Source organism: Pseudomonas sp. LBUM1661 (assembly GCF_059695925.1).
In genome coordinates this window covers 5547455-5570310 of the sequence record NZ_CP166794.1, presented here as the reverse complement: position 1 = coordinate 5570310, position 22856 = coordinate 5547455, and the positions used below count along the sequence as shown (strand labels likewise).

Sequence of the window (22856 nt, the reverse complement as noted above, 5' to 3'; positions counted from 1 at the left end):
TGCGCCACCGTGCCGACCCCTGAGTCGGAAAGTTCAGCCGAGGTGCTTCATGGATATCATCGAAACGATTAAAGAGCAGATTGCTAACAACACCATTCTGCTTTACATGAAAGGTTCGCCGAATGCCCCGCAGTGTGGCTTCTCCGCGAAAGCCGCGCAGGCCGTGATGGCGTGTGGTGAAAAGTTTGCGTACGTGGACATCCTGCAGAACCCGGAAATCCGCGCCAACCTGCCAAAATACGCCAACTGGCCAACTTTCCCGCAACTGTGGGTAGGTGGTGAGCTGGTCGGCGGTAGCGACATCATGACCGAGATGTCGGCTGATGGTTCGCTGCAAGCCACGATCAAGGCGGCTGTTGAAGCTGCTGCTGCCAACAAGACCGAAGCCTGATCCGGTCTCTGTAGGAGCAAGGCTTGCCCGCGAAGAACGATGGCGCGGTGCACTTGCTGAACCGCGGCGCCTGATTCGCGGGCAAGCCTCGCTCCTACAAGAGCAGCCATTAAAAAAGCCCCGCCTCTTTAAAAGAGGGCGGGGCTTTTTAATGTCTCGAGTTCAGCGGGCGCTAACTTACTCTTCGCCCATCTGCGATTGCAGATAGTTCTCAAGACCGACTTTATCGATCAGGCCCAGTTGGGTTTCCAGCCAGTCGATGTGTTCTTCTTCGGACTCAAGGATGTCTTCGAGCAGTTCGCGGCTACCAAAGTCGCCAACGGTTTCGCAATGAGCGATAGCCACTTTGAGATCGGCGTGACCGGTGCGTTCGATACGCAGGTCGCATTCCAGCATTTCCTGAGTGTGCTCGCCGATTTGCAGCTTGCCCAAGTCCTGGACGTTCGGCAGGCCTTCAAGGAACAGAATCCGCTTGATCAGCTTGTCCGCGTGCTTCATCTCGTCGATGGATTCGTGGTATTCGTGCTTGCCGAGCTTGTTCAGGCCCCAATCTTCATACATGCGCGCATGCAGAAAGTATTGATTGATCGCGACCAGCTCATTGGCAAGGATCTTGTTGAGATGCTGGATGACTGTAATGTCGCCTTTCATGATGGGGTCCTGCCCTGTATTAGCTGTCTATAAGGCGGAGTTTGAGCCGCGCAATTAAGAGTGTCAAACCTAAGTTATTGAAACTTAAGTGAAAATTAATCGGAATAAGAATGTTTGTGTTCCGCGTCTAGCGCGTAAGCGATTGATTTCCAGACATAAAAAAACCGGACATAGAGTCCGGTTCTTTGAAATACAGTATTTACGCGGCTGTAAATTCTACAGGGTAGGGAATCGCAGCCTGGGCGGATTGCAGTTTGGTCAGTGTTTCGCGGACCACTTCCTTGGCAAGGCAGGCGCATTTGCCGCATTGGCTGGCGACGCCGGTGGCTTGACGGACTTCCTTATAGCTGCAGCAACCTTCATAGATTGCATCGCGGATTTGACCGTCGGTAACGCCAGTGCAGAGGCAGACATACATAAGTGAAAACCGTCGCTGGTTGTGACTCAATTGCGATGGATCTTAATGTTAACGAGAATGATTGTCAAAGTGGTTTCTGAAAGCTTTGCGTTATAAGCGCGCGTGGCTGACGAACGGTTTTCTTCAAGGCCATCTGCCAGTAAACGGGGCGACGGCAAATTTACCCGTCTGCGAAAAAGCATTGAGGACAGGTCAAAAACGCAGTGTATGATGGCCGGTCCTTATGAAGCGGGTGGGTGTCACAGGGCTGTCGCTTGAGGGTGGCAGGCTGGCGCAAACCCGGAACTTCACGTTTTTACACCAGGAGAAATTCAATGAGCGTACTCGTAGGCAAGCAAGCCCCAGACTTCACCGTCCCGGCCGTACTCGGCAATGGCGAGATCGTAGACAGCTTCACCCTGTCGTCGGCCATCAAAGGCAAATACGGCCTGGTGTTCTTCTACCCACTGGACTTCACCTTCGTTTGCCCGTCCGAGCTGATCGCTCTGGACAACCGCATGTCTGACTTCAAGTCACGCAACGTTGAAGTGATCGCCGTGTCGATCGACTCGCACTTCACTCACAACGCCTGGCGCAACACCCCGGTCAACAATGGCGGTATCGGCCAGGTCCGTTACACCATGGCTGCCGACATCAAGCAGGAAATCATGAAGGCCTACGACGTTCAGTCCGCTGACGGTGTAGCGTTCCGTGGTGCGTTCCTGATCGACGACAAAGGCGTTGTCCGCTCGCAGATCATCAACGACCTGCCGCTGGGCCGTAACATCGAAGAGCTGGTTCGTCTGGTCGACGCGCTGCAATTCCACGAAGAGCACGGCGAAGTGTGCCCAGCCAACTGGAAAAAAGGCGACAAAGGCATGACCGCTTCCACCGAAGGTGTTGCGGCTTACCTGACCGAGCACGCTGCGGCCCTGTAAGCCCAAGCGTCAGGCATAAAAAAACCGGCCGCCATGGCCGGTTTTTTTATGGGCGACGACAGCAATCAGTCGTTGAAGTCTTCCCAGCCGCCCATTTGCTTCCAGCGATTGACGATGCCGCAGAACAGCTCAGCCGTCTTCTCGGTGTCGTAGCGAGCCGAGTGAGCCTCGCGACCGTCGAAGTCGATATCGGCGGCCTGACAGGCCTTGGCCAATACGGTTTGACCGTAAGCCAGCCCAGCCAGCGTTGCGGTGTCGAAACTGGAGAACGGATGAAACGGGTTGCGTTTCATGTCCAGGCGCGCGACAGCGGCGTTGAGGAAGCCCAGGTCAAAGCTGCTGTTATGACCAACCAGAATCGCCCGCTTGCAACCGTTGGCTTTCAGGGCCTTGCGGATGCCACGGAAGATATCGGTCAGGGCTGCTTCTTCACTCACTGCCATGCGCAGCGGGTGATCGAGTTTGATCCCGGTGAACTCCAGAGCGGCCGCTTCGATGTTCGCGCCTTCAAACGGCTCGACGCGGAAGAAGTAGGTGTGATCGGGGTACACAAACCCTTTTTCGTCCATGCCGATGGTTGTCGCGGCAATTTCCAGCAAGGCGTCAGTGGCAGAGTTGAAACCACCGGTTTCAACGTCGACAACGACTGGCAGGTATCCACGGAAGCGCTCGGCCATCGGGTGGCGCGAACCACCTCCGCCGCCTTGACCGTCCTGTTCGTCGTCGTAATGGTCTTCACTCACGCGTGTTCCTCCAGCAGGCGCCAGCGCAGTTTTTCACCGGCGCGCAGCGGGATTACGGTCAGCTCGCCAAATGGCAGGCTGGTTGGGGCGGTCCACTCATCGCGGACCAGGGTAATGCGATCGGTGTTCACCGGCAGGCCATAGAAGCGCGGGCCATTGAGGCTGGCGAAGGCTTCGAGCTTGTCCAGCGCGTTGCGCTGTTCGAAGGCCTCGGCGTACATCTCGATCGCTGCATAAGCGGTGTAGCAACCGGCACAGCCGCAAGCGGCTTCTTTGGCGTGCTGGGCATGCGGCGCCGAGTCGGTGCCGAGGAAGTACTTGTCGCTGCCGCTGGTGGCAGCGTCGAGCAGGGCTTCCTGGTGGGTGTTGCGCTTGAGGATCGGCAGGCAATAGAAGTGCGGCCGAATCCCGCCCACCAGCATGTGGTTGCGGTTGTACAGCAGGTGATGAGCGGTGATGGTCGCGCCGACGTTGGCCGAAGCCTCGTTGACGAACTGCACGGCGTCCGCGGTGGTGATGTGTTCGAACACCACTTTGAGCGTCGGGAAACGCTCGACCACACGACGCATGTGCTCATCGATGAAGATTTTTTCGCGATCGAACACGTCGACATCGCCGCGGGTGACTTCACCGTGAACCAACAAAGGCATCCCGACTTCGGCCATGGCCTCAAGCGCAGGGAAGATCTTGTCGATGCTGGTGACGCCAGAGTCCGAATTGGTGGTCGCGCCGGCCGGGTACAACTTGGCGGCGTGAATGAAACCGCTGGCCTTGGCCTCGCGAATTTCTTCAGGCTGGGTGCGGTCGGTCAGGTACAGGACCATCAACGGTTCGAAGCGACTGCCGGCCGGGCGTGCAGCGAGAATCCGCTGGCGATAGCCGTCGGCTTCAGCCGCATTACGCACCGGAGGTACCAGGTTAGGCATGATGATGGCGCGACCAAAGGTGCGCGCAACATCCGCAACGGTATTGGTCAACACGGCACCATCGCGAAGATGAATGTGCCAGTCGTCGGGACGCAGCAGGGTCAGGCGGTCGGACATGAGGGGATTCCAGGCGGGTCAAACTGAGGGGAATGCTACCGGAAAAGACTCTCTCAGGCACTCGCTATCAAGTTTTGCAGGAAGCTTCCGATATCCAACAGGTATGCCGTAAACAAGTGTGTGTCGGTCTTTTTGTTGTAGAAGCCAGTGGAGCCTCCCGTGCGCCAGCGTTATTTAGCCTTGCTCAGCGTGTTTGCCAGCCTTCCTGCGATGGCGCTCACTTTCCAGACGCGTCTGGAGAGCATCGAGTGGACCGTCGAAGGTGACAAATTCGAATGCCGCCTGACGCAACCGATCACCGATTTCGGTTCGGGTGAGTTCGTGCGTCGTGCCGGCGAGCAAGCGACGTTTCGTCTGAAGGCCTATAACTCGATGATCGGCGGTGGTTCGGCGACCTTGCTGGCGGCTGCTGCACCTTGGCAACCGGGGCGCGGCGATATCAACCTGGGTTCCGTGCGAATCGGCAGCGGCAATGTGCTGTTCAACAGTTCGCAAGTACAGGCCGGGCGCTTGATCAGCGGCTTGATGGACGGCCGCAGTACAGTCGTGCGGCACTATTCGGGTGACGGCCGGGTGTCGGAAGTGCGTCTGTTGCCGGTCAAGTTCAGCCAGGCCTTCAACGACTATCAGGGCTGTGTGGCGAAGCTGTTGCCGAGAAATTTCGAACAGGTCAAACAATCCCAGATCGGTTTCCCCGGCGAAGGCATCGATCTCGATGCGCAGGCCAAGGCGCAGTTGCAAGTGATGCTGGAGTTCATGAAGGCCGATCCGACGGTCAACCACATCGAACTCGATGGTCACTCCGACAACAGCGGCAATCGCCTGACCAATCGTGACCTGTCGCGGCGTCGCGCCCTGGCGGTCATGGAGTTTTTCAAGGCCAACGGTGTTCAGGAATCGCAGATCACCGTACGTTTCCACGGTGAACGTTATCCACTGGCGCCCAACACCAATTCCACCAATCGGGCGAAGAACCGTCGGGTCAACGTGCACCTCGCGCGGGTCGCGCCCACCGAACAGCCGGCGCCTCAGGCAACGGTCTCGGCGAGCGCTGCAAAGACGTCCTGAACCGGCTGTCATCGTCGCTCGCTCGACATAATCTGTCGCTTCGTCGTCATAAGCTGTCGCGCCTCTGTAAATTATTCTGCATGACCGGTAGACTTGACGGCTTTCCGTAGAACCCCGTGGAGTGATGGCATGGCGGACGTAAACAAGGTCGTTCTGGCGTATTCCGGCGGCCTGGACACTTCGGTGATCCTCAAGTGGCTGCAGGATACTTATAACTGTGAAGTCGTAACCTTCACCGCTGACCTGGGTCAGGGCGAAGAGGTCGAACCTGCACGCGCCAAGGCTCAGGCCATGGGCGTCAAAGAGATCTACATCGACGACTTGCGCGAAGAATTCGTGCGCGATTTCGTTTTCCCGATGTTCCGCGCCAACACCGTTTACGAAGGCGAGTACCTGCTGGGTACTTCCATCGCTCGTCCGTTGATCGCCAAGCGCCTGATCGAAATCGCCAACGAAACCGGCGCTGACGCCATTTCCCACGGCGCTACTGGCAAGGGTAACGACCAGGTTCGTTTCGAACTGGGCGCCTACGCCTTGAAACCGGGCGTGAAAGTGATCGCTCCGTGGCGTGAATGGGACCTGCTCTCCCGTGAAAAGCTGATGGATTATGCTGAAAAGCACAACATCCCGATCGAGCGTCACGGCAAGAAGAAATCCCCGTACTCGATGGATGCCAACCTGCTGCACATCTCCTATGAAGGCGGCGTGCTGGAAGACACCTGGACCGAGCACGAAGAAGACATGTGGAAATGGACCGTCTCCCCGGAGAAGGCTCCTGACAAAGCGCAATACCTGGAACTGACCTACCGCAACGGCGACATCGTCGCGCTGGACGGCGTCGAAATGACCCCGGCCACCGTGTTGGCGACCCTGAACCGTATCGGCGGCGAACACGGCATCGGCCGTCTCGACATCGTCGAGAACCGTTACGTCGGCATGAAGTCCCGTGGCTGCTACGAAACCCCGGGCGGCACCATCATGCTGCGCGCTCACCGTGCGATCGAATCGATCACCCTGGACCGCGAAGTGGCTCACCTCAAAGACGAGCTGATGCCTAAATACGCCAGCCTGATCTACACCGGTTACTGGTGGAGCCCTGAGCGTCTGATGCTGCAACAGATGATCGATGCGTCCCAGGCTCACGTGAACGGCGTTGTGCGCCTGAAACTGTACAAGGGCAACGTGATCGTCACCGGGCGCAAGTCCGACGAGTCGTTGTTCGACGCCAACATCGCGACCTTTGAGGAAGATGGCGGCGCCTACAACCAGGCTGACGCAGCGGGCTTCATCAAGCTCAATGCGCTGCGTATGCGCATTGCCGCGAACAAAGGCCGGAAGCTTTTCTGAGACCTTTGAGACCGTAACAGGACGTGTGGCCTTGTCGTCGACAAGGTCACACGTCTGAAAGGGGATGTTTGCCTGACGTTGCGCGTCCGCGTCCTTCTGGTTTCTGTTATTCCTTCCTGCCCATTCTCTGGTTGCTCTTAAAGTGCTGCTGACGGCTGCGTGCCAGTTAACACGTTTTGATCAATGAGCGTCACACCCTGTGAATTCAAGTTGTAAGCCATGCAAAACGTCATGCTGCTGCGTTTTTTTGTGTGCCTTGAATGTTTGAGCGCGCTTTTCTTCAGTAATAACTCCGATTCGTCACACGTGATGAACACGATCGCGTGCGCCAGCTTTCCCTGTTCTTTCTGAATCTTCTCCATCACACCACTGAACTGAACCTCTTTGTGCATTCGGCGTGCATCAATGATGTACAGGTCCTTTAGCCGCTCGGCCAGGCTGACATGGTGCTGAACCGAGATGGGATGCTTTGAACCGGCCTCGGCGGGTGGATCCTGTGTGTTTCGGGGACGCTGGGCGGGTGGCGAGGGGGCAGTGCTTTCCGAGCGCTCGGCACTGTCCATGACCTTTATGAAGTGCTTTCCTTTTTCAAAGTCGGAAGGCGCATAGAGTGACCGATAATTGAAGTTGAGTGTGATGAAGAACAGAAGAAGCAAATAAAAAGGAAAACTGATCAGAAACCAGATATAGACCTCTCTTTCCTTATTGTCGAGAAAGGGCAGTGAAATGGCTGCGGAAGTTTCAGACAGTGTTGCGAATATCGCGATGACGGTCATGGGGTTGGTAATTCTTTTTTTGAGTCTGGTCATAGTTAATACTCATGAAGTTTTATCTTTTCTCTAAAGGTTGAAGTTAGGGTGGGGTGTTTATTTTAATATAGCGTTATTGTTCGTGGTTAGGGCAGGTCCGTTTGCCTTGTCGTAAAGTGTTAAATGATTTTTTGATGACTGGCTATGTGGTGGTTTTACTGAATTGTCATCGTCTATTCATAATTGATCATGGCGTTTTTTTTGCTGTAAGAAGAAGTGGATACTTGGCGTGTGATATTTCCGGAATGAACGTTGATACGGTAAATATCGGTGACTTTTGAGCCTGTCCCAGTCGTCGACCTTCGCGAGTCGCTGCCGCCCAGTCTGTTTATTTGATTTTATGGTCAAGAATCGATACAAAAAACTATTGAAAATCGGAAGGCCAGCTCGCTGGAAAATCTTCTGATGCAGAGTATTCGAAGATTTTTTGTAAGATTAATCCGCGTTATTTGTAGGGAATGTCTCCCGGTGTGGGTGGCCGGGGGGGACGGCATGCCATGGGTGAAACGACTAGGCTATTGTGCGGGCTCTAAAAATTCGAACAGCGAAATTGGACTTGCCCATGAATAAAGTGCTGATCGTGGATGATCACCCCGTCATTCGTCTTGCGGTACGTATGCTGATGGAGCGTCATGGCTACGAAGTCATTGCAGAAACAGATAACGGCGTGGATGCATTACAACTCGCGCGTGAACTTATGCCGGATATTGTCATATTGGATATCGGCATTCCGAAACTGGATGGGCTGGAAGTCATTGCGCGTCTGACCTCGACAGCAATGCCCATGAAAGTGCTGATATTGACTTCCCAGGCACCCGGGCATTTTTCCATGCGTTGCATGCAGTCGGGCGCCGCCGGGTATGTTTGCAAGCAACAGGATCTGACTGAGTTGCTCAGCGCAATAAAGGCCGTGTTGTCTGGCTACAGCTACTTCCCGAATCAAGCCTTGCACACCGTGCGCTCCAGTCTGGGCAATGCCAGTGAAGCCGATATGGTGGATCGTCTGTCGGGGCGGGAAATGATGGTGTTGCAGCAGTTGGCCCGGGGCAAGACTAACAAGGAGATTGCAGACGGCATGTTCCTCAGCAATAAAACCGTCAGTACTTACAAGACTCGCCTGTTGTTGAAACTCAATGCCCGCTCTCTGGTGGATCTGATCGAGTTGGCGCAGCGCAACGGTTTGGTGTGAAGGTCTCAACGTTTGACGTGGGGTGATGGGGCAGCGTTTATCAGGGTTCGGCACATAGTAAAAAGCCTCCGTTTCGGGAGGCTTTCAGGTGTCATAAGTCAAAATCGTAATCGGCCAATTGCTTTTGCAGTCGGCGCTCCTCCAGCAGATTGTCGATGGTGCGGCGTTTGCTCAGGTTGGTCTTCGCTACTTCAACCACTGGTTCAGCGTCATCGGCCTCAACAGGGGTGAAGTCGTCTTCTACGTCCAATTGCTCTTTGCCAGTGCTCATTTTGTTACTCCAGGCTAAGACTGCCTTTGGCGCTCCTTATATCGACAATCTCCCGGCGGGTAAAAAAGATTTTTTCAATCGATAAATCAAAAAACCTAATAGCGCCTCAATCGTCCGAGGTCTTTTGCTTGTATTCGCACAAATCTTCGATCCGGCAACTGCCGCAGCGAGGCTTGCGGGCCAGGCAAACGTAGCGTCCGTGGAGGATCAGCCAGTGATGAGAATCGAGCAGGTATTGCTTGGGCACGAACTTCATCAGTTTTTGCTCAACCTCGACCACGTTCTTGCCTGGCGCAATGCCGGTGCGGTTGCTGACCCGGAAAATATGCGTATCCACCGCCATGGTCAGCTGACGAAATGCCGTGTTGAGCACCACGTTGGCGGTTTTGCGGCCGACGCCGGGTAGCGCTTCCAGTTCCTCGCGCGTCTGCGGTACTTCACCCCCATGACGTTCGACCAGCAGGCGACAGGTCTCGATCACGTTTTTCGCCTTGCTGTTGAACAGGCCGATGGTCTTGATGTACTGCGAGAGCCCTTCGACGCCCAGCGCATAAATGGCCGCCGGCGTATTGGCCACCGGGTAGAGTTTGGCGGTGGCTTTGTTGACACCGACATCGGTCGACTGTGCCGAGAGAATCACGGCGATCAGCAATTCGAACGGTGAGGAATAGGCCAGCTCGGTCTTCGGTTCCGGATTGTCTTCGTGAAACCTGCGGAAAATTTCCAGGCGTTTTGCGGCATTCATGGGCAGTGCGTTTCCTCGAAAGCAGTCAGTGTGAGGGCGTTGGTTGGCGCCAGGCCTGCCACGCGGCGATCAGCAGTCCCAGCAGAATGAATCCGCCAGGGGCCAGGGAGGCCAGGCGCAAGCCACCGTCGGCGGTGAGAACCCAGCCCGGCCATTCCGCTTGCGTAGCACCGACTAGCCACGACAGATGGCTGCCGAGTGTCCCAGCACCGATGAGCTCGCGCAGCAGGCCCAGGCCCAGCATCAACGCGCCAAACAGGCCACACAGGCGCAGGCGATCACGCCACGCGTCCTGGAAAAAACCGCTGTGTTCCAGCACGACGCATTGCAAGGCGATCAATCCAGCGTAGAACCCCAAATGTTGATGCCATGGCAGCGACCAGACTTGCACAGCGAGTTCGACGCAGCTGGTCAGCGTGGCCGCCAGCAGCACGCCGGCAAGCACGTGAGTGCTCGGCATGAGGCGGGATCGCACGACACCCATGCTCACACCAAAGGCACTGATCACCACGATGAACATCAGCCACAAACCCAGCGCGGTCACCAGCGTGTCGGTGGCACCGATCAGCAAGGTCAGCATCAGCGAGTTCTGCAGCGTCGACGATTGAGTCATGGCGTGCTACTCCCGATCAGTTGTTGCCGGTGTTCATCGAAGTAGCGCAACGCATCATGAATGGCATTAATGGCCGCCCGTGATGTGATGGTTGCGCCCGCGATCTGATCGAACTGTCCCTGATCTTTTTTCAAGGCCCAGCCATTATCGGCAGGTTCGGTTCGCGATTTGCCGGTGAAAACCTGAAGCCAGGTATTGGGCCAATCGGCGATCCGCGCGCCGAGCCCTGGGGTTTCTGATTGCTTGAGCGTTTTGACGCCCAGCAATCTACCGTTGGCGTCGATGGCGATCAGCAACTCGATGGCGCCGGCGTAGCCCAGCGTCTGGCTGCGCAGCAACACGGCGCTGGGTTGGCCGGCCTTGGTCGCGCGGTAGCCACTCAGCAGCGTGCTGTTGGCCAGGGGCGTGTTTGCCAGCGTGAGCGGTTGCTCCAGCGGCTGATTGTCGTAGCTGTCAGTGGGCAGCAGGTCGAGCAGATTGCGGCTGTCGATCAGCCGTTGTTCGGCGGCAATCCGTGGCGCGCTGGCGTGCTGCACAAGGTAAGTCGCGCCGAGCCCGACGCCCGCCAGTATCACCAGGATTACAACGCTCGACGCTCGGCTCATGGCGCAACCCGCTCCTGCCTGGACACGATCAACCGCTCCAGCGCCGGCACGCAGAGGTTCATCAGCAATACCGCAAACGCCACGCCGTCCGGATAACCCCCCCAGGTTCGAATCAGATAAGTCAGCAGGCCCACGCCAGCGCCGAACAGCAGTCGGGCACCCGGGCTTTTGGCGCCGGACACCGGCTCCGTGATGATGAAGAACGCCCCGAGCATGCTCGCGCCCGTGAGCAGATGAAACAGGGGCGAGCCATGGGAGTCGGAGCCCGAACCGTTCCAGCACAACAGGCTGATGATGAACAGACTGGCGAGCATGCCGACCGGCGCATGCCAGCTGAACACTCGCTGTTGCAGTAGAAACGCGCCACCCGCCAGAAAGGCCAGGTTGACCCATTCCACGCCACGGCCGCCGAAGTGGCCGAACGCCGGGTTGCCAGCGAACAGCTCGTCCATCGTCAGGCTTTTGTTGATCCGCAGGCTATCCAGCGCCGTTGCCTGAACCCAGGCATCCGGCGTCTGGCTGAGACTGAAACCGAACACCTGCTGCACACCGCCGAGCAGGTCCATGCCATGGGACGACGGCCAGTGGGTCATCTGCTGGGGAAAGGTCACCAGTACCAGGGCGAAACCGAGCATCGCCGGGTTGAACGGGTTCTTGCCGACGCCGCCATACAGGTGTTTGCCGAATATCATCGCGAAAGCCGCCGCACACACCGTCAGCCACCACGGGCAATACGGCGGCAACGCCAATGCCAGCAGCGTCGCACTGACGAGCGCACTGCCGTCGCTCAAGGTCGGCTTGAGCGGCCGATTGCGCAGCCGCAACACGGCCGCTTCAACGGCCAGCGCGGCCACGCCCGCCAGCATCAGGTTGATCAATACACCCCAGCCATACAACCAGAATAACACCAGCATTCCCGGCACCGTGGCCAGCAACACCAGTTTCATGGCCTGCTGAAGGCGCTCATCCACCGATTCAAGGGGCGACATAGGCATCCACCTGACGCTCGGCTTCCTGCAGACGGGCGCGAGCCTTGTCGATTAATTCGGCGGGAGTATCGGCGCGCCGCTCAAGTTTGCTGACGTCGGCGCGGGCATAAGCCAATTCGGTTTTCAGCTGTCGAAGCTGGCTTTCGATGGGGCGCTTTTCGATGCGCGCCAGCTCCGGCAACGGTTGCTCGCTGGCCGCTTCAGCCGCATGCAGGGTGTGTTCGGCGTCGCGCAGGGCGCGCTCCAGCGTTTCGACCTGTTCGGCGGGCGCCTCGCTGGTTTGAGCCTTTTTGAGTTCGGCGCGGCGCATGGCCAACTGGATCTTCGCCCGTTTCAGTTCGGCATCCTTCGCCGGAGCGGTGGGTGCCGGTGCTGGAGGTGCGCTGTTTTCCAATTGCGCCAACGCTTGCTCGGCGGCTTCGAACTGCTGTTGCAGGACGATCAGTTGCGACTGCTGCTCAAAGGTCGGTGGATGCCCGAATGCCTTGAGCGACTTGTTCAGTTGCGCCCGGCTCATGGCCAGATCGATCTTGGCTTTTTTCAACGCCGCATCGGCATTTGCCGCTTTCTGTGCGCGAACACGCTCAAGGGCGGCCTGCACCGGGTCGAGCGTTGCTTCACTGGGCTGCGGCGCGGCGCGATGTGCCCGAGCCTGGCGTTCGGCAACTTTCTGCTCTTCTTCACGCTGCAGACGGGCGTTGCGCTGTTCGAAACGGCGGCGTGCATGGTTGCGCTTGGCGGCGCGAGCCCGCTGCTCCTCAAGACTGAACGCCAGGCCGCCGACAATCGGCAGCACCGTGGCCAGTGGCAACGGGCGCATTTCGATGCAATCCACCGGGCAGGGCGCCACGCAGAGGTCGCAACCGGTGCATTCATCGATGATCACCGTGTGCATCAATTTCGCAGCGCCAACGATCGCGTCTACCGGGCACGCCTGAATGCACTTGGTGCAACCGATGCATTCGGCTTCACGGATGTAGGCAATTTGCGCTGGGGCCGAACCGCGAGTGACATCCAGTTCCAGTACCGGCACTTTCAGCAGTTCAGCCAACGCCGCGATGGTTTCACGGCCGCCGGGCGGGCACTTGTTGATCGGCTCGCCGCTGGCGATGCCTTCGGCGTAGGGCTTGCATCCGGGGTGGCCGCACTTGCCGCATTGAGTCTGCGGCAGGAGGGCGTCGATGCGTTGAATCAGACTCATGTTTTGATCAGTCCGCTGAATCCGAGAAAAACCACTGCGATCAGTCCGGCGCCGATCAGGTCGATCGGCAGGCCGCGAAAGGGCAGGGGAACATCGTTATCGATAGTGCGCTGGCGAAGGTCGCTGAACAGAATCAGCACCAACCAGAAACCCAACCCGGCACCAAGGCTCAGGGCTGTGGCATGAAAAAATCCTTTGTCATCCTGGGTGTTGATCAGCGCCAACCCAAGCACGCCCGCGTTGCCCAGCAGCAGCGGCCAGAGGCTATCGAACGACAGCTTCGGCAACGCCCGTGAAAGCAGCGTCAGCAATGGGCCGATCAGCAGCACGCTCAAGGGTAGAAACACGAAAAGGCGTAGCGAAGTCAGCTCCAGCGGAACCAGCAGCCAATGGTAGGCCGAGTAGCCCAGCACGCCGACGATCAGCATCAGGCACGTCGTCGCAATACCCAATGCGTGGACCTTGTCGCGCTCGGCACCCAGCAGCGGATCGACGCCCAGCGGCCAGTGCAACACGAGGTTGTTGATCAGGGCAGTGCCGATAAGCGTAAGAAGCAGTTCGGTCATGATCGTGCCGGCAAGAGGAGGCTTTTTAATGGAGCAGTCCAAAAAAGCTTAGGCATTATCCGGCAAGGGAGGAGGGTGGGCCAGACATGAAAATCCCACAGTCGCGCGAGGCACGACTGTGGGATCGTTCTATCGCAAAAACTTACTTGATGCGCTGACCTGGCTTGGCGCCACTGTCAGGGCTGAGCAGGTAGATTTCTTCACCGCCAGGACCGGCCGCCATCACCATGCCTTCGGAGATACCGAACTTCATTTTCCGTGGCTTGAGGTTGGCGATCATCATGGTCAGGCGACCATCGAGCTTGGACGGATCCGGGTAAGCGCTCTTGATCCCGGAGAACACGTTGCGTTGCTCGTCACCGATGTCCAGGGTCAGGCGCAACAGCTTGTCGGCACCTTCCACGTGTTCAGCCTTGACGATCAGCGCGACGCGCAAATCGATGGCCGCAAAGGTATCGAACTCGATTTCCGGCGACAGCGGATCCTTGGCCAGTTCGCCGTTGCCTTGAGCGGCGGCTTCGCCGGTGTCGGTCTGGCTGGCGGTCAGGTCTTCTTTCGAAGCGTCGGTCATGGCTTGCACTTTCACCGGGTCGATACGGGTCATCAACGGTTTGAACTCGTTCAGCTGATGATTGCTCAGTAGCGTGGCGTGATCGTTCCAGGTCAGTGGCGCTACGTTGAGGAATGCCTCGGCGTCGGCGGCCAGCAACGGCAGCACTGGCTTGAGGAAGATCACCAGTTGGCGGAACAGGTTGATACCCAGGGCGCAGATGGCCTGGACTTCTTCCTGCTTGCCTTCCTGTTTGTTCAGCGACCACGGCGCCTTGTCGGCGATCCAGGCGTTGGCACGATCGGCCAGGCCCATGATCTCGCGCATGGCGCGAGCGAAGTCGCGAGCCTCGTAGGCCTCGGCGATGCTTGGCGCAGCAGCGAGGAACGCTTCGGTCAATTCCGGCGCGGCGTTGCCGGCCACCAGCACGCCGGCGTTGCCTTTATGAATGAAACCGGCGCAACGGCTGGCGATGTTGACGACTTTACCGACCAGGTCGGAATTGACCTTCTGCACGAAGTCTTCGAGGTTCAGGTCCAGGTCGTCGACGCCACGGCTCAATTTGGCCGCGTAGTAATAACGCAGGTATTCCGGCGACAGGTGATCCAGGTAGGTCCGGGCCTTGATGAAGGTGCCACGGGACTTGGACATTTTCTGACCGTTGACGGTCAGGTAGCCGTGCACGTTGATGCCGGTCGGTTTACGGAAACCGGCGCCTTCGAGCATGGCTGGCCAGAACAGCGCGTGGAAGTTGACGATGTCCTTGCCGATGAAGTGGTACAGCTCGGCCGTGGAATCTTTGTTCCAGAACGCGTCGAAATCCAGCTCCGGCGTGCGATCGCAGAGGTTCTTGAAACTGGCCATGTAGCCGATCGGCGCATCCAGCCAGACGTAGAAATATTTGCCCGGCTCGTCGGGAATCTCGAAACCGAAGTACGGCGCATCACGGGAGATGTCCCACTGTTGCAGGCCGGCATCCAGCCATTCGGCGATCTTGTTGGCGACGGCGTCTTGCAGGGTGCCGCTGCGGGTCCAGGCTTGCAGCATTTCCTGGAAGTCCGGCAGTTTGAAGAAGAAGTGCTGGGAATCCTTGAGCACCGGGGTGGCGCCGGAGATTGCCGACTTCGGATCCTTCAGGTCGGTCGGTGCGTAGGTCGCACCGCATTTTTCGCAGTTGTCGCCGTACTGGTCTTCGGTGCCGCATTTCGGGCAAGTGCCCTTGATGAAGCGGTCGGCCAGGAACATTTTCTTTTCCGGGTCGAAGTACTGCGTGATCGAGCGCTGGGCGATGTGCCCGGCGTCGCGCAGCTTCAGGTAGATCTGGCTCGACAGCTCACGGTTTTCTTCGGCGTGAGTGGAGTGGAAGTTGTCGAAGTCCACCAGGAACTCGGCAAAGTCGGCGCTGTGTTCAGCCTGGACGTTGGCGATCAGTTGTTCCGGGGTGATGCCTTCCTTTTCCGCGCGCAGCATGATGGCCGAACCGTGGGCGTCGTCGGCGCAGACATAAATGCATTGATTGCCGCGGTGCTTCTGGAAGCGCACCCACATATCGGTCTGGATGTATTCCAGCATGTGGCCAAGATGGATCGAACCATTGGCGTAGGGCAGGGCGCTGGTGACGAGGATCTTGCGTGGCTCGGACATGGGGCTCGGCTACTTGATGAAACGGAGGTCGGCCACTATAAAGCGCCAGCGCATATTTTTCACCCCCGCGACCGGTACCCCTTATTTTTCCCCTCCGCGACCGCCACCGCTGACCTCGTAGCAGCTGGCGAAGCCTGCGTTCGGCTGCGCAGCAGTCGTAAAACCAGGCGCTGCGGTGCTTCAGGTAGCCCGAGTTGCCCGGGTTGGCGACTGCTGCGCAGCCGAACGCAGGCTTCGCCAGCTGCTACGGGTTGCGTTCTGTCGTGGGGGATTTGTCACCGTTTGAAAGCATGCCGTCCAGGCTTTAGAACAGGTACGATACCCGCCTGATTTTCCAGTCTTGCTATCGGAGTTGCCCATGAGCGCCGTCAATCGCGCAGCGGTGGAAGCCGTCCTTCGCCAATACACCGACCCTTATCTGAACCAGGATCCGGTCAGCGCCGGATGCGTGCGCAGCATCGACATCCAGGGTGATCGCGTCAGCGTCCAGCTCGAACTCGGTTATGCCGCCGGGCTGTTCAAGAGCGGCTGGGCGCAGATGCTGGAAATGGCCATTCAGGGCCTGGACGGCGTGACCAGCGCCCGCGTCGACATCACCAGCGTGATTGCCGCGCACAAGGCCCAGGCACAGATTCCGGGTCTCGCTAACGTGAAGAACGTGGTGGCTGTGGCCTCCGGCAAGGGCGGTGTGGGCAAATCCACCACCGCCGCCAACCTCGCGCTGGCCCTGGCCCGCGAAGGCGCCAAAGTGGGGATTCTCGACGCGGACATCTACGGTCCGAGCCAGGGCATCATGTTCGGTATTCCTGAAGGCACCCGACCAAAGGTCAAGGATCAGAAATGGTTCGTGCCGATCGAATCCCATGGCGTCGAAGTGATGTCGATGGCGTTCCTGACCGACGACAACACGCCGATGGTCTGGCGCGGGCCGATGGTCTCCGGTGCCTTGTTACAGCTAGTGACGCAAACCGCTTGGGGCGACCTGGATTACCTGGTCATTGACATGCCGCCAGGCACCGGTGACATCCAGCTGACTTTGGCGCAGAAAGTCCCGGTGGCCGGTGCGGTGATCGTGACCACGCCGCAGGATCTGGCGTTGCTGGACGCACGCAAAGGCGTGGAGATGTTCCGCAAGGTCAACATTCCGGTGCTGGGCGTGGTGGAAAACATGGCCGTGCACATCTGCTCCAACTGCGGTCATGCCGAGCATCTGTTTGGCGAGGGTGGCGGGGTGAAACTGGCCAACCAGTACGGCGTCGAACTGCTGGCTTCATTGCCACTGGCGATGGCCATCCGCGAACAGGCCGATGGCGGCAAGCCAACGGTGATCGCGGAGCCGGACAGCCCGATTGCGCTGGTCTATCAAGAACTGGCCCGCCATGTTGGCGCGCGGATCGTGTTGCAGGAAGCGGTATCGCCGGCGATGCCGAACATCACCATCAGCGACGATTGATGACCTGAAACACAATCAACTGTGGGAGCCAGCCTGCTGGCTCCCACATTGATCTTTATGTCTGGGCTTAGATCCGCAACCCGCCATCCATTTCCAGGATCCGGCCGGTGTAGTAGTCGTTCTCGAAAATGTAGGCCGCCGAATGGGCGATCTCTTCCGGCTTGCCCATGCGCTTGAGCGGGATCCCGGACGTCATTTTCTCCAGTGCCTCAGGCTTCATGCCCAGGGTCATCTCGGTTTCAATGAAGCCCGGGGCAATGCCGGCTACACGAATACCGTAGCGTGCCAGTTCTTTGGCCCAGGTCACGGTCGCGGCGGCGACACCGGCCTTGGCGGCGGAGTAGTTGGTCTGGCCGACGTTGCCGGCGCGGGAAATCGACGAGATATTAATGATCGCGCCGCTGGTGTTCAGCTCGACCATTTTCGCCGCGACTTCGCGGGTGCACAGGAACACGCCCGTCAGGTTGACGTCGATGACCGCCTGCCACTGGGCCAGGCTCATCTTGGTCATCTCGCCGTCCTTGACCTTGATCAACAGCCCGTCGCGCAGGATCCCGGCGTTGTTGATCAGGCCGTGGATCGCACCAAAGTCTTCGGCTACCTGAGCAACCATGTGCGTCACTTGTTCTTCATTGGCGACGTTGCATAGATAAGCACGGGCCTCGACACCCTTGGCTTTGCAAGCGGCGACGGTGTCGTCGAGCTTTTCCTGGTTCAAGTCGACCAGCGCCAGCTTCGCGCCCTTGCCCGCGAAATACTCGGCCATGGATCGGCCTAAACCCTGGCAACCGCCAGTGATAATGATTACTTTGTCAGTGAGTTGCATTCGCATGCCCCAATAGCAGGTCAGAGTGGTTTCCTTCTAGAGGGCCTCTCGATCTGCACCTGATGTGGCTTGGCTGCACATGAGAACTGCCCCGATGGCGTACTGGAACTTATCCCCAGGCGCCTGTCCGTTTTTTCGACGGATTCTATATAAGGAGTCATAAATTGAGCGTTGAAGCGGCCAAGAATGCCCGAGAATTGCTTCTCAAGGAATACCGTGGAGTGCTTTCGACGCACTCCAAGGCGATGCCCGGTTTCCCGTTTGGCTCCGTGGTGCCGTACTGCCTGGATGGGCAGGGCCGGCCGCTGATCCTGATCAGCCGCATCGCCCAGCACACGCACAACCTGCAGAAAGACCCGAAATGTTCACTGTTCGTCGGCGAGCGCGAGGCCGAAGACGTACAAGCCGTGGGTCGCCTGACTTACCTTGCCGAAGCGGAAAAACTCGAGGATGAGGCGGCCATCGAAGCGGCGGCCGAGCGTTATTACCGCTACTTCCCGGACTCGCAGAGTTACCACAAGGCCCACGATTTCGATTTTTGGGTGCTCAATCCGGTGCGCCATCGTTACATCGGCGGTTTCGGCGCGATTCACTGGGTCGATCACCTGACCCTGGCTAACCCGTTCGCCGGCAAGGCTGAAGTGAGCATGGTCGAACACATGAACGCCGATCACGCCAAGGCCATTGCCCACTACGTCGACCTGGCCGGGCTGCCGAAAACCGAGCCGGCGCAACTGGCCGGCATCGATACCGAAGGCATGCACCTGCGCATCGGTCAGGGCCTTTACTGGCTGCCGTTTCAAGCGCCTTGTAATACGCCGACACAAGTCCGGGAAGCCTTGGTTTTCCTGGCTCACGCCGAGCAATGGCCGAAAAATGAAGTGGCCGACGCTTGAATTCACGAAACGGCGACGTCATCTAGGGAAGACTGGCAAGGCATTCTTGCGTTGAGGAACCATTTGATGCGCCCTTTTTTATTGCTCTTTGTACTGTTTCCGGTGTTGGAGCTGTTCGTATTCGTCAAGGTAAGTGGCGCGATCGGGTTTTTCCCGGCGCTGTTGCTGGTCATTCTCGGCTCGATGCTCGGCGTGTTCGTGCTGCGTGTCGCCGGCCTGGCCACTGCGCTGCGTGCCCGTGAAAGCCTGAACCGCGGCGAGTTGCCGGCCCAGACCATGCTTGAGGGCCTGATGCTGGCCCTGGCGGGTGGTCTGTTGATTCTGCCGGGCTTCGTCACTGACGTGCTGGGCCTGATCATGCTGCTGCCGATCTCTCGTCGCCTGCTGGCCAATAAAATGCGCCAGCGTGCCGAAGAAGCGGCTATTCGTCAGCGGGCATTCGCCGATGACCTTCAACCCCGTGGCGGTCCCGCGCCACGTCAGCCGCTGGGCCGTGAGCCCGACGTGATCGAGGGCGAGTTCGAACACCGCGATAGCAAGTAATCCGCTTCACTGCACGGCACCTTCGGGTGTCGTGTTCGTTTTCGGGGCAGCAACGTAAAAAATTTCGATCCCCGCCCTTGTAATAAGCTTATGCGCCCTTATGTAACGGTCACCGCAAGGTTTCTGGCGATCACGCCAGACAGACTTCCGCGGCTTGCTTGTCGAGCCGCACCCGGCACCGCCGGATTTGTTAAACCCGCCGGGAATACACCGGCCGATGAAAACCACAATTAGGAGAGATCGACAATGAAGCTTCGTCCTCTGCATGACCGCGTCGTCGTCCGTCGCAGCGAAGAAGAAAAGAAAACCGCTGGCGGTATCGTCCTGCCAGGTTCGGCTGCTGAAAAGCCAAACCAGGGCGAAGTCCTCGCTGTAGGCCCGGGCAAAGTCCTGGACAACGGTGAAGTGCGTGCGCTGTCCGTGAAAGTGGGTGACAAGGTTGTGTTCGGCCCTTACTCCGGCAGCAACACTGTGAAAGTTGACGGCGAAGACCTGCTGGTCATCGGCGAGAGCGAAATCCTCGCTGTTGTCGAAGGCTGATTCCCCGCTCATTTTCCCGCTACTACAAAGTATTTAAGGAATATCGATCATGGCTGCTAAAGAAGTTAAATTCGGCGATTCCGCCCGCAAGAAAATGCTCGCCGGTGTCAACGTCCTGGCTGACGCAGTAAAAGCGACCCTGGGCCCTAAAGGCCGTAACGTGATCATCGAGAAGAGCTTCGGCGCTCCGACCATCACCAAGGACGGCGTTTCCGTCGCCAAAGAAATCGAGCTGAAAGATCGCTTCGAAAACATGGGCGCGCAGCTGGTCAAAGACGTTGCCTCCCGTGCCAACGATGACGCAGGCGACGGCACCACCACCGCTACCGTTCTGGCTCAATCGATCGTCAACGAAGGCCTCAAAGCCGTCGCTGCCGGCATGAACCCGATGGACCTGAAGCGCGGTATCGACAAAGCGACCATCGCTATCGTCAAAGAGCTGAAAGCCCTGTCCAAGCCTTGCGCTGACACCAAGGCCATCGCTCAGGTCGGCACCATCTCGGCCAACTCCGACAGCTCCATCGGCGACATCATTGCCGAAGCCATGGAAAAAGTCGGTAAAGAAGGCGTGATCACCGTTGAAGAAGGCTCGGGCCTGGAAAACGAACTGTCGGTTGTTGAAGGCATGCAGTTCGACCGTGGCTACCTGTCCCCGTACTTCGTCAACAAGCCAGAGACCATGACCGCCGAGCTCGACGGTCCGCTGATCCTGCTGGTCGACAAAAAGATCTCGAACATCCGCGAAATGCTGCCAGTACTGGAAGCCGTTGCCAAAGCCGGCCGTCCACTGCTGATCGTGGCCGAAGACGTTGAAGGCGAAGCCCTGGCGACTCTGGTTGTGAACAACATGCGTGGCATCGTTAAAGTCGCAGCCGTCAAGGCTCCAGGCTTCGGCGACCGTCGCAAGGCCATGCTGCAGGACATCGCTGTTCTGACTGGCGGTACCGTTATCTCCGAAGAGATCGGTCTGAGCCTGGAAAGCACTACCCTGGAACACCTGGGTAATGCCAAGCGCGTGATCCTGTCCAAAGAAAACACCACCGTGATCGACGGTGCCGGCGTTGAGGCTGACATCCAGGCTCGCGTTCTGCAGATCCGTCAACAAGTGGCCGACACTTCGTCCGACTACGACCGTGAAAAACTGCAAGAGCGCCTGGCCAAACTGTCCGGCGGCGTTGCAGTGATCAAGGTTGGCGCCGGTTCCGAAGTTGAAATGAAAGAGAAGAAAGCCCGCGTTGAAGACGCCCTGCACGCTACCCGTGCAGCCGTTGAAGAAGGCGTGGTACCTGGCGGCGGCGTGGCACTGGTTCGCGCTCTGCAGGCTATCTCCGAGCTGAAAGGCGACAACGATGACCAGAACGTTGGCATCCAGTTGCTGCGTCGCGCTGTTGAAGCGCCACTGCGCCAGATCGTTGCCAACTCCGGCGACGAGCCAAGCGTAGTCGTCGACAAGGTCAAGCAGGGTTCGGGTAACTACGGTTACAACGCTGCTACCGGCGAATACGGCGACATGATCGAAATGGGTATCCTGGACCCGGCTAAAGTGACTCGTTCGGCTCTGCAAGCGGCTTCGTCGATTGCCAGCCTGATGATCACCACCGAAGCCATGATCGCCGAGATCAAGGAAGACGGCCCAGCTGGCGGCGGCATGCCAGACATGGGCGGTATGGGCGGCATGGGCGGCATGATGTAAGCCAGCCTTACCCCCGTACTAAAAAAGCCCCGCCTGCGAAAGCCGGCGGGGCTTTTTATCGCCTCCAATTTGACAGGTCGGGAGACCGAGTCGTGGCCTTCGCGGGCAAGCCTCGCTCCTACAGGACCGAGGCGTACGCAACACACCTGTAGGAGCGAGGCTTGCCCGCGAAGACATCAGCTCAGACGCCATCGAATTCTGCCGTCCCCCTGTAGGTGAACGCTAACGATAACCCGGTAACCCTGACAGCCCCGCGCAGTTGAACCGTGTTTCAGGCGTTGACCGGTTGTGCTTCGGACTCTGGCTCAGCCTTGGAAGCCGGGCGATACAGGATGTAGTAGTACGACCCCAGGCAAATCAGCCAGCAGAAAATCGCGGTCCACACGTTATGCGAAAAGAAGTGCGCCCCCTGCATCATCCGGCCCACGGAAAACACTGAGCCCAAAGCAAACGCAAAGGCAAACGCCGAGCGTGCCAGACGCGGACGCCGGTCACGCAGCACAAAAAACAGCGCAAACAGCGTGAAGCCAGTCGCCGCATGGCCGCCGGGCCAGCAACGGCCGGGTTTATCGGTGTGCGGGCGCGGGCTGAGCAGTTCGCTGTAGGTTTCATGACCGCCGAATTGTTCAAGGCTCCACGGGCATTGCACCGCTGTCACCGCTTTGACCGGCGTGACAAAGGAAGTCGCGAGTGCCAGGGACAGCACCAGGCAGCCCAGTTCCCGTTTGATCGGTTTGAGCCTGTCCATGAAAAAAGACGCGATGAAGCCAATGATGGCCATCACCGAAAAAACGATGACGACTTGCTTGGCGCGGTCATGCAGGATGTTTTCCAGGAAGTAGCTGTGCCGCCCGATGAAATCCCCCGCGACCGGGTCATAAAACAGCTTGGCCAAATCCATGTCGAGCGAGGTTAGCTCGAGCAGCACCAGAATGATTGCCGCAACGGCGGGAACACCCAGGCACACCCAGAAATTCAGCGGTTGGGAGGCGGGGCGGACAGTGGTCGACACCATGGCAATTCCTTGGTCGGATAAATGTTCTGAAAGCGCAGCCGCGCGAAGTTTGAAGCAAATCCTGTGGTCAGCGTGTGAATCGAGAGTGAAAAAATCGTTAAGGTCGCAAGGGGGTGGACGGCTGGATGGA

Annotated in this window: 25 protein-coding genes; 10 read left to right on the top strand and 15 right to left on the bottom strand. The window is 58.2% G+C overall.

Annotated features, from left to right (window positions below; all coding sequences use genetic code 11):
• Positions 1-49 precede the first annotated feature (49 nt).
• Positions 50-391: a Grx4 family monothiol glutaredoxin gene (grxD, locus tag ACA057_RS25570; protein ID WP_010457686.1), complete on the top strand. Its 342-nt coding sequence runs from the start codon at positions 50-52 to the stop codon at positions 389-391.
• A gap of 177 nt (positions 392-568) precedes the next feature.
• Here the strand turns inward: grxD and bfr are convergent, their stop codons facing one another.
• Both bfr and ACA057_RS25560 read right to left on the bottom strand, forming a co-directional pair.
• Positions 569-1042 (bottom strand): bacterioferritin, encoded by a 474-nt coding sequence (gene bfr / locus ACA057_RS25565; protein WP_017340571.1) that lies wholly within the window; start codon positions 1040-1042, stop codon positions 569-571.
• A gap of 199 nt (positions 1043-1241) precedes the next feature.
• Entirely contained in the window at positions 1242-1460 is a 219-nt protein-coding gene (locus tag ACA057_RS25560) for a bacterioferritin-associated ferredoxin (protein ID WP_033057470.1), read from the bottom strand.
• 314 nt (positions 1461-1774) lie between these two features.
• On the opposite strand from ACA057_RS25560, the gene ACA057_RS25555 reads away from it, so the two are divergent.
• Positions 1775-2377, top strand: a complete 603-nt coding sequence (locus ACA057_RS25555) for a peroxiredoxin (RefSeq protein WP_497343364.1) — start codon at positions 1775-1777, stop codon at positions 2375-2377.
• A gap of 65 nt (positions 2378-2442) precedes the next feature.
• Here ACA057_RS25555 and rnt read toward each other — a convergent pair whose 3' ends face one another.
• Both rnt and pyrC read right to left on the bottom strand, forming a co-directional pair.
• Positions 2443-3120 carry a ribonuclease T gene (rnt, locus tag ACA057_RS25550; RefSeq protein WP_059406291.1) on the bottom strand — a complete coding sequence of 226 codons (678 nt, stop codon included), beginning with the start codon at positions 3118-3120 and terminating at the stop codon, positions 2443-2445.
• The gene (gene pyrC, locus ACA057_RS25545; protein WP_401363770.1) at positions 3117-4163 is read right to left on the bottom strand and encodes a dihydroorotase; all 1047 of its coding nucleotides are present in this window, start codon (positions 4161-4163) and stop codon (positions 3117-3119) included. The genes rnt and pyrC overlap by 4 nt, the downstream gene beginning before the upstream one ends.
• 159 nt (positions 4164-4322) lie before the next feature.
• Here pyrC and ACA057_RS25540 point away from each other — a divergent pair, with 159 nt between their 5' ends.
• The gene (locus ACA057_RS25540; RefSeq protein ID WP_497343361.1) at positions 4323-5231 is read left to right on the top strand and encodes a flagellar protein MotY; all 909 of its coding nucleotides are present in this window, start codon (positions 4323-4325) and stop codon (positions 5229-5231) included.
• Between the two features lie 129 nt (positions 5232-5360).
• Positions 5361-6578: an argininosuccinate synthase gene (locus tag ACA057_RS25535; protein ID WP_007898502.1), complete on the top strand. Its 1218-nt coding sequence runs from the start codon at positions 5361-5363 to the stop codon at positions 6576-6578.
• 137 nt (positions 6579-6715) lie between these two features.
• On the opposite strand, the gene ACA057_RS25530 is transcribed toward ACA057_RS25535, so the two are convergent.
• Positions 6716-7387 (bottom strand): hypothetical protein, encoded by a 672-nt coding sequence (locus tag ACA057_RS25530; protein ID WP_497343359.1) that lies wholly within the window; start codon positions 7385-7387, stop codon positions 6716-6718.
• A gap of 562 nt (positions 7388-7949) precedes the next feature.
• Between ACA057_RS25530 and ACA057_RS25525 the strand changes: the two genes are divergently transcribed.
• Positions 7950-8576, top strand: coding sequence for a response regulator transcription factor (locus ACA057_RS25525; protein WP_059406296.1), 627 nt, complete (start codon positions 7950-7952; stop codon positions 8574-8576).
• A 91-nt stretch (positions 8577-8667) separates the two neighbouring features.
• On the opposite strand, the gene ACA057_RS25520 is transcribed toward ACA057_RS25525, so the two are convergent.
• From ACA057_RS25520 to metG, 8 genes are all read right to left on the bottom strand, one after another.
• Positions 8668-8847: a PA3496 family putative envelope integrity protein gene (locus ACA057_RS25520; protein ID WP_007898493.1), complete on the bottom strand. Its 180-nt coding sequence runs from the start codon at positions 8845-8847 to the stop codon at positions 8668-8670.
• Between the two features lie 106 nt (positions 8848-8953).
• Complete coding sequence (nth, locus tag ACA057_RS25515; RefSeq protein WP_401363762.1) at positions 8954-9592, bottom strand: endonuclease III; 639 nt, start codon at positions 9590-9592, stop codon at positions 8954-8956.
• 25 nt (positions 9593-9617) lie between these two features.
• Positions 9618-10205, bottom strand: coding sequence for an Rnf-Nqr domain containing protein (locus ACA057_RS25510; RefSeq protein WP_497343356.1), 588 nt, complete (start codon positions 10203-10205; stop codon positions 9618-9620).
• A complete protein-coding gene (locus ACA057_RS25505; RefSeq protein WP_497343354.1) occupies positions 10202-10810 on the bottom strand; it encodes an RnfABCDGE type electron transport complex subunit G in 609 nt (202 codons plus the stop codon). The genes ACA057_RS25510 and ACA057_RS25505 overlap by 4 nt, the downstream gene beginning before the upstream one ends.
• Positions 10807-11799 (bottom strand): RnfABCDGE type electron transport complex subunit D, encoded by a 993-nt coding sequence (locus ACA057_RS25500; RefSeq protein ID WP_497343352.1) that lies wholly within the window; start codon positions 11797-11799, stop codon positions 10807-10809. The genes ACA057_RS25505 and ACA057_RS25500 overlap by 4 nt, the downstream gene beginning before the upstream one ends.
• Positions 11786-13000: an electron transport complex subunit RsxB gene (gene rsxB, locus ACA057_RS25495; protein ID WP_497343350.1), complete on the bottom strand. Its 1215-nt coding sequence runs from the start codon at positions 12998-13000 to the stop codon at positions 11786-11788. The genes ACA057_RS25500 and rsxB overlap by 14 nt, the downstream gene beginning before the upstream one ends.
• On the bottom strand, positions 12997-13566 hold the full coding sequence (locus ACA057_RS25490) for an electron transport complex protein RnfA (protein WP_497343348.1): 570 nt from the start codon (positions 13564-13566) through the stop codon (positions 12997-12999). Before ACA057_RS25490 ends, rsxB begins: the two co-directional genes overlap by 4 nt.
• A 142-nt stretch (positions 13567-13708) precedes the next feature.
• Positions 13709-15760 carry a methionine--tRNA ligase gene (gene metG, locus ACA057_RS25485; RefSeq protein ID WP_497343346.1) on the bottom strand — a complete coding sequence of 684 codons (2052 nt, stop codon included), beginning with the start codon at positions 15758-15760 and terminating at the stop codon, positions 13709-13711.
• A 358-nt stretch (positions 15761-16118) separates the two neighbouring features.
• Between metG and apbC the strand changes: the two genes are divergently transcribed.
• Positions 16119-17213: an iron-sulfur cluster carrier protein ApbC gene (gene apbC, locus ACA057_RS25480; RefSeq protein ID WP_497343344.1), complete on the top strand. Its 1095-nt coding sequence runs from the start codon at positions 16119-16121 to the stop codon at positions 17211-17213.
• A gap of 67 nt (positions 17214-17280) precedes the next feature.
• On the opposite strand, the gene ACA057_RS25475 is transcribed toward apbC, so the two are convergent.
• Complete coding sequence (locus tag ACA057_RS25475; RefSeq protein WP_497343342.1) at positions 17281-18039, bottom strand: SDR family oxidoreductase; 759 nt, start codon at positions 18037-18039, stop codon at positions 17281-17283.
• A 164-nt stretch (positions 18040-18203) separates the two neighbouring features.
• Between ACA057_RS25475 and ACA057_RS25470 the strand changes: the two genes are divergently transcribed.
• The 4 genes from ACA057_RS25470 (at position 18204) to groL (ending at position 21711) form a co-directional block, all read left to right on the top strand.
• Positions 18204-18935 (top strand): HugZ family pyridoxamine 5'-phosphate oxidase, encoded by a 732-nt coding sequence (locus ACA057_RS25470; protein ID WP_497343340.1) that lies wholly within the window; start codon positions 18204-18206, stop codon positions 18933-18935.
• Between the two features lie 66 nt (positions 18936-19001).
• Complete coding sequence (locus ACA057_RS25465) at positions 19002-19478, top strand: FxsA family protein (protein ID WP_497343338.1); 477 nt, start codon at positions 19002-19004, stop codon at positions 19476-19478.
• A gap of 246 nt (positions 19479-19724) precedes the next feature.
• Positions 19725-20018 carry a co-chaperone GroES gene (locus tag ACA057_RS25460; protein WP_007948593.1) on the top strand — a complete coding sequence of 98 codons (294 nt, stop codon included), beginning with the start codon at positions 19725-19727 and terminating at the stop codon, positions 20016-20018.
• A gap of 49 nt (positions 20019-20067) precedes the next feature.
• The gene (gene groL, locus ACA057_RS25455) at positions 20068-21711 is read left to right on the top strand and encodes a chaperonin GroEL (RefSeq protein WP_008155543.1); all 1644 of its coding nucleotides are present in this window, start codon (positions 20068-20070) and stop codon (positions 21709-21711) included.
• Positions 21712-21982: 271 nt separating this feature from the next.
• Here groL and ACA057_RS25450 read toward each other — a convergent pair whose 3' ends face one another.
• On the bottom strand, positions 21983-22726 hold the full coding sequence (locus ACA057_RS25450; protein ID WP_497343336.1) for a phosphatase PAP2 family protein: 744 nt from the start codon (positions 22724-22726) through the stop codon (positions 21983-21985).
• Between the last annotated feature and the right edge of the window lie 130 nt (positions 22727-22856).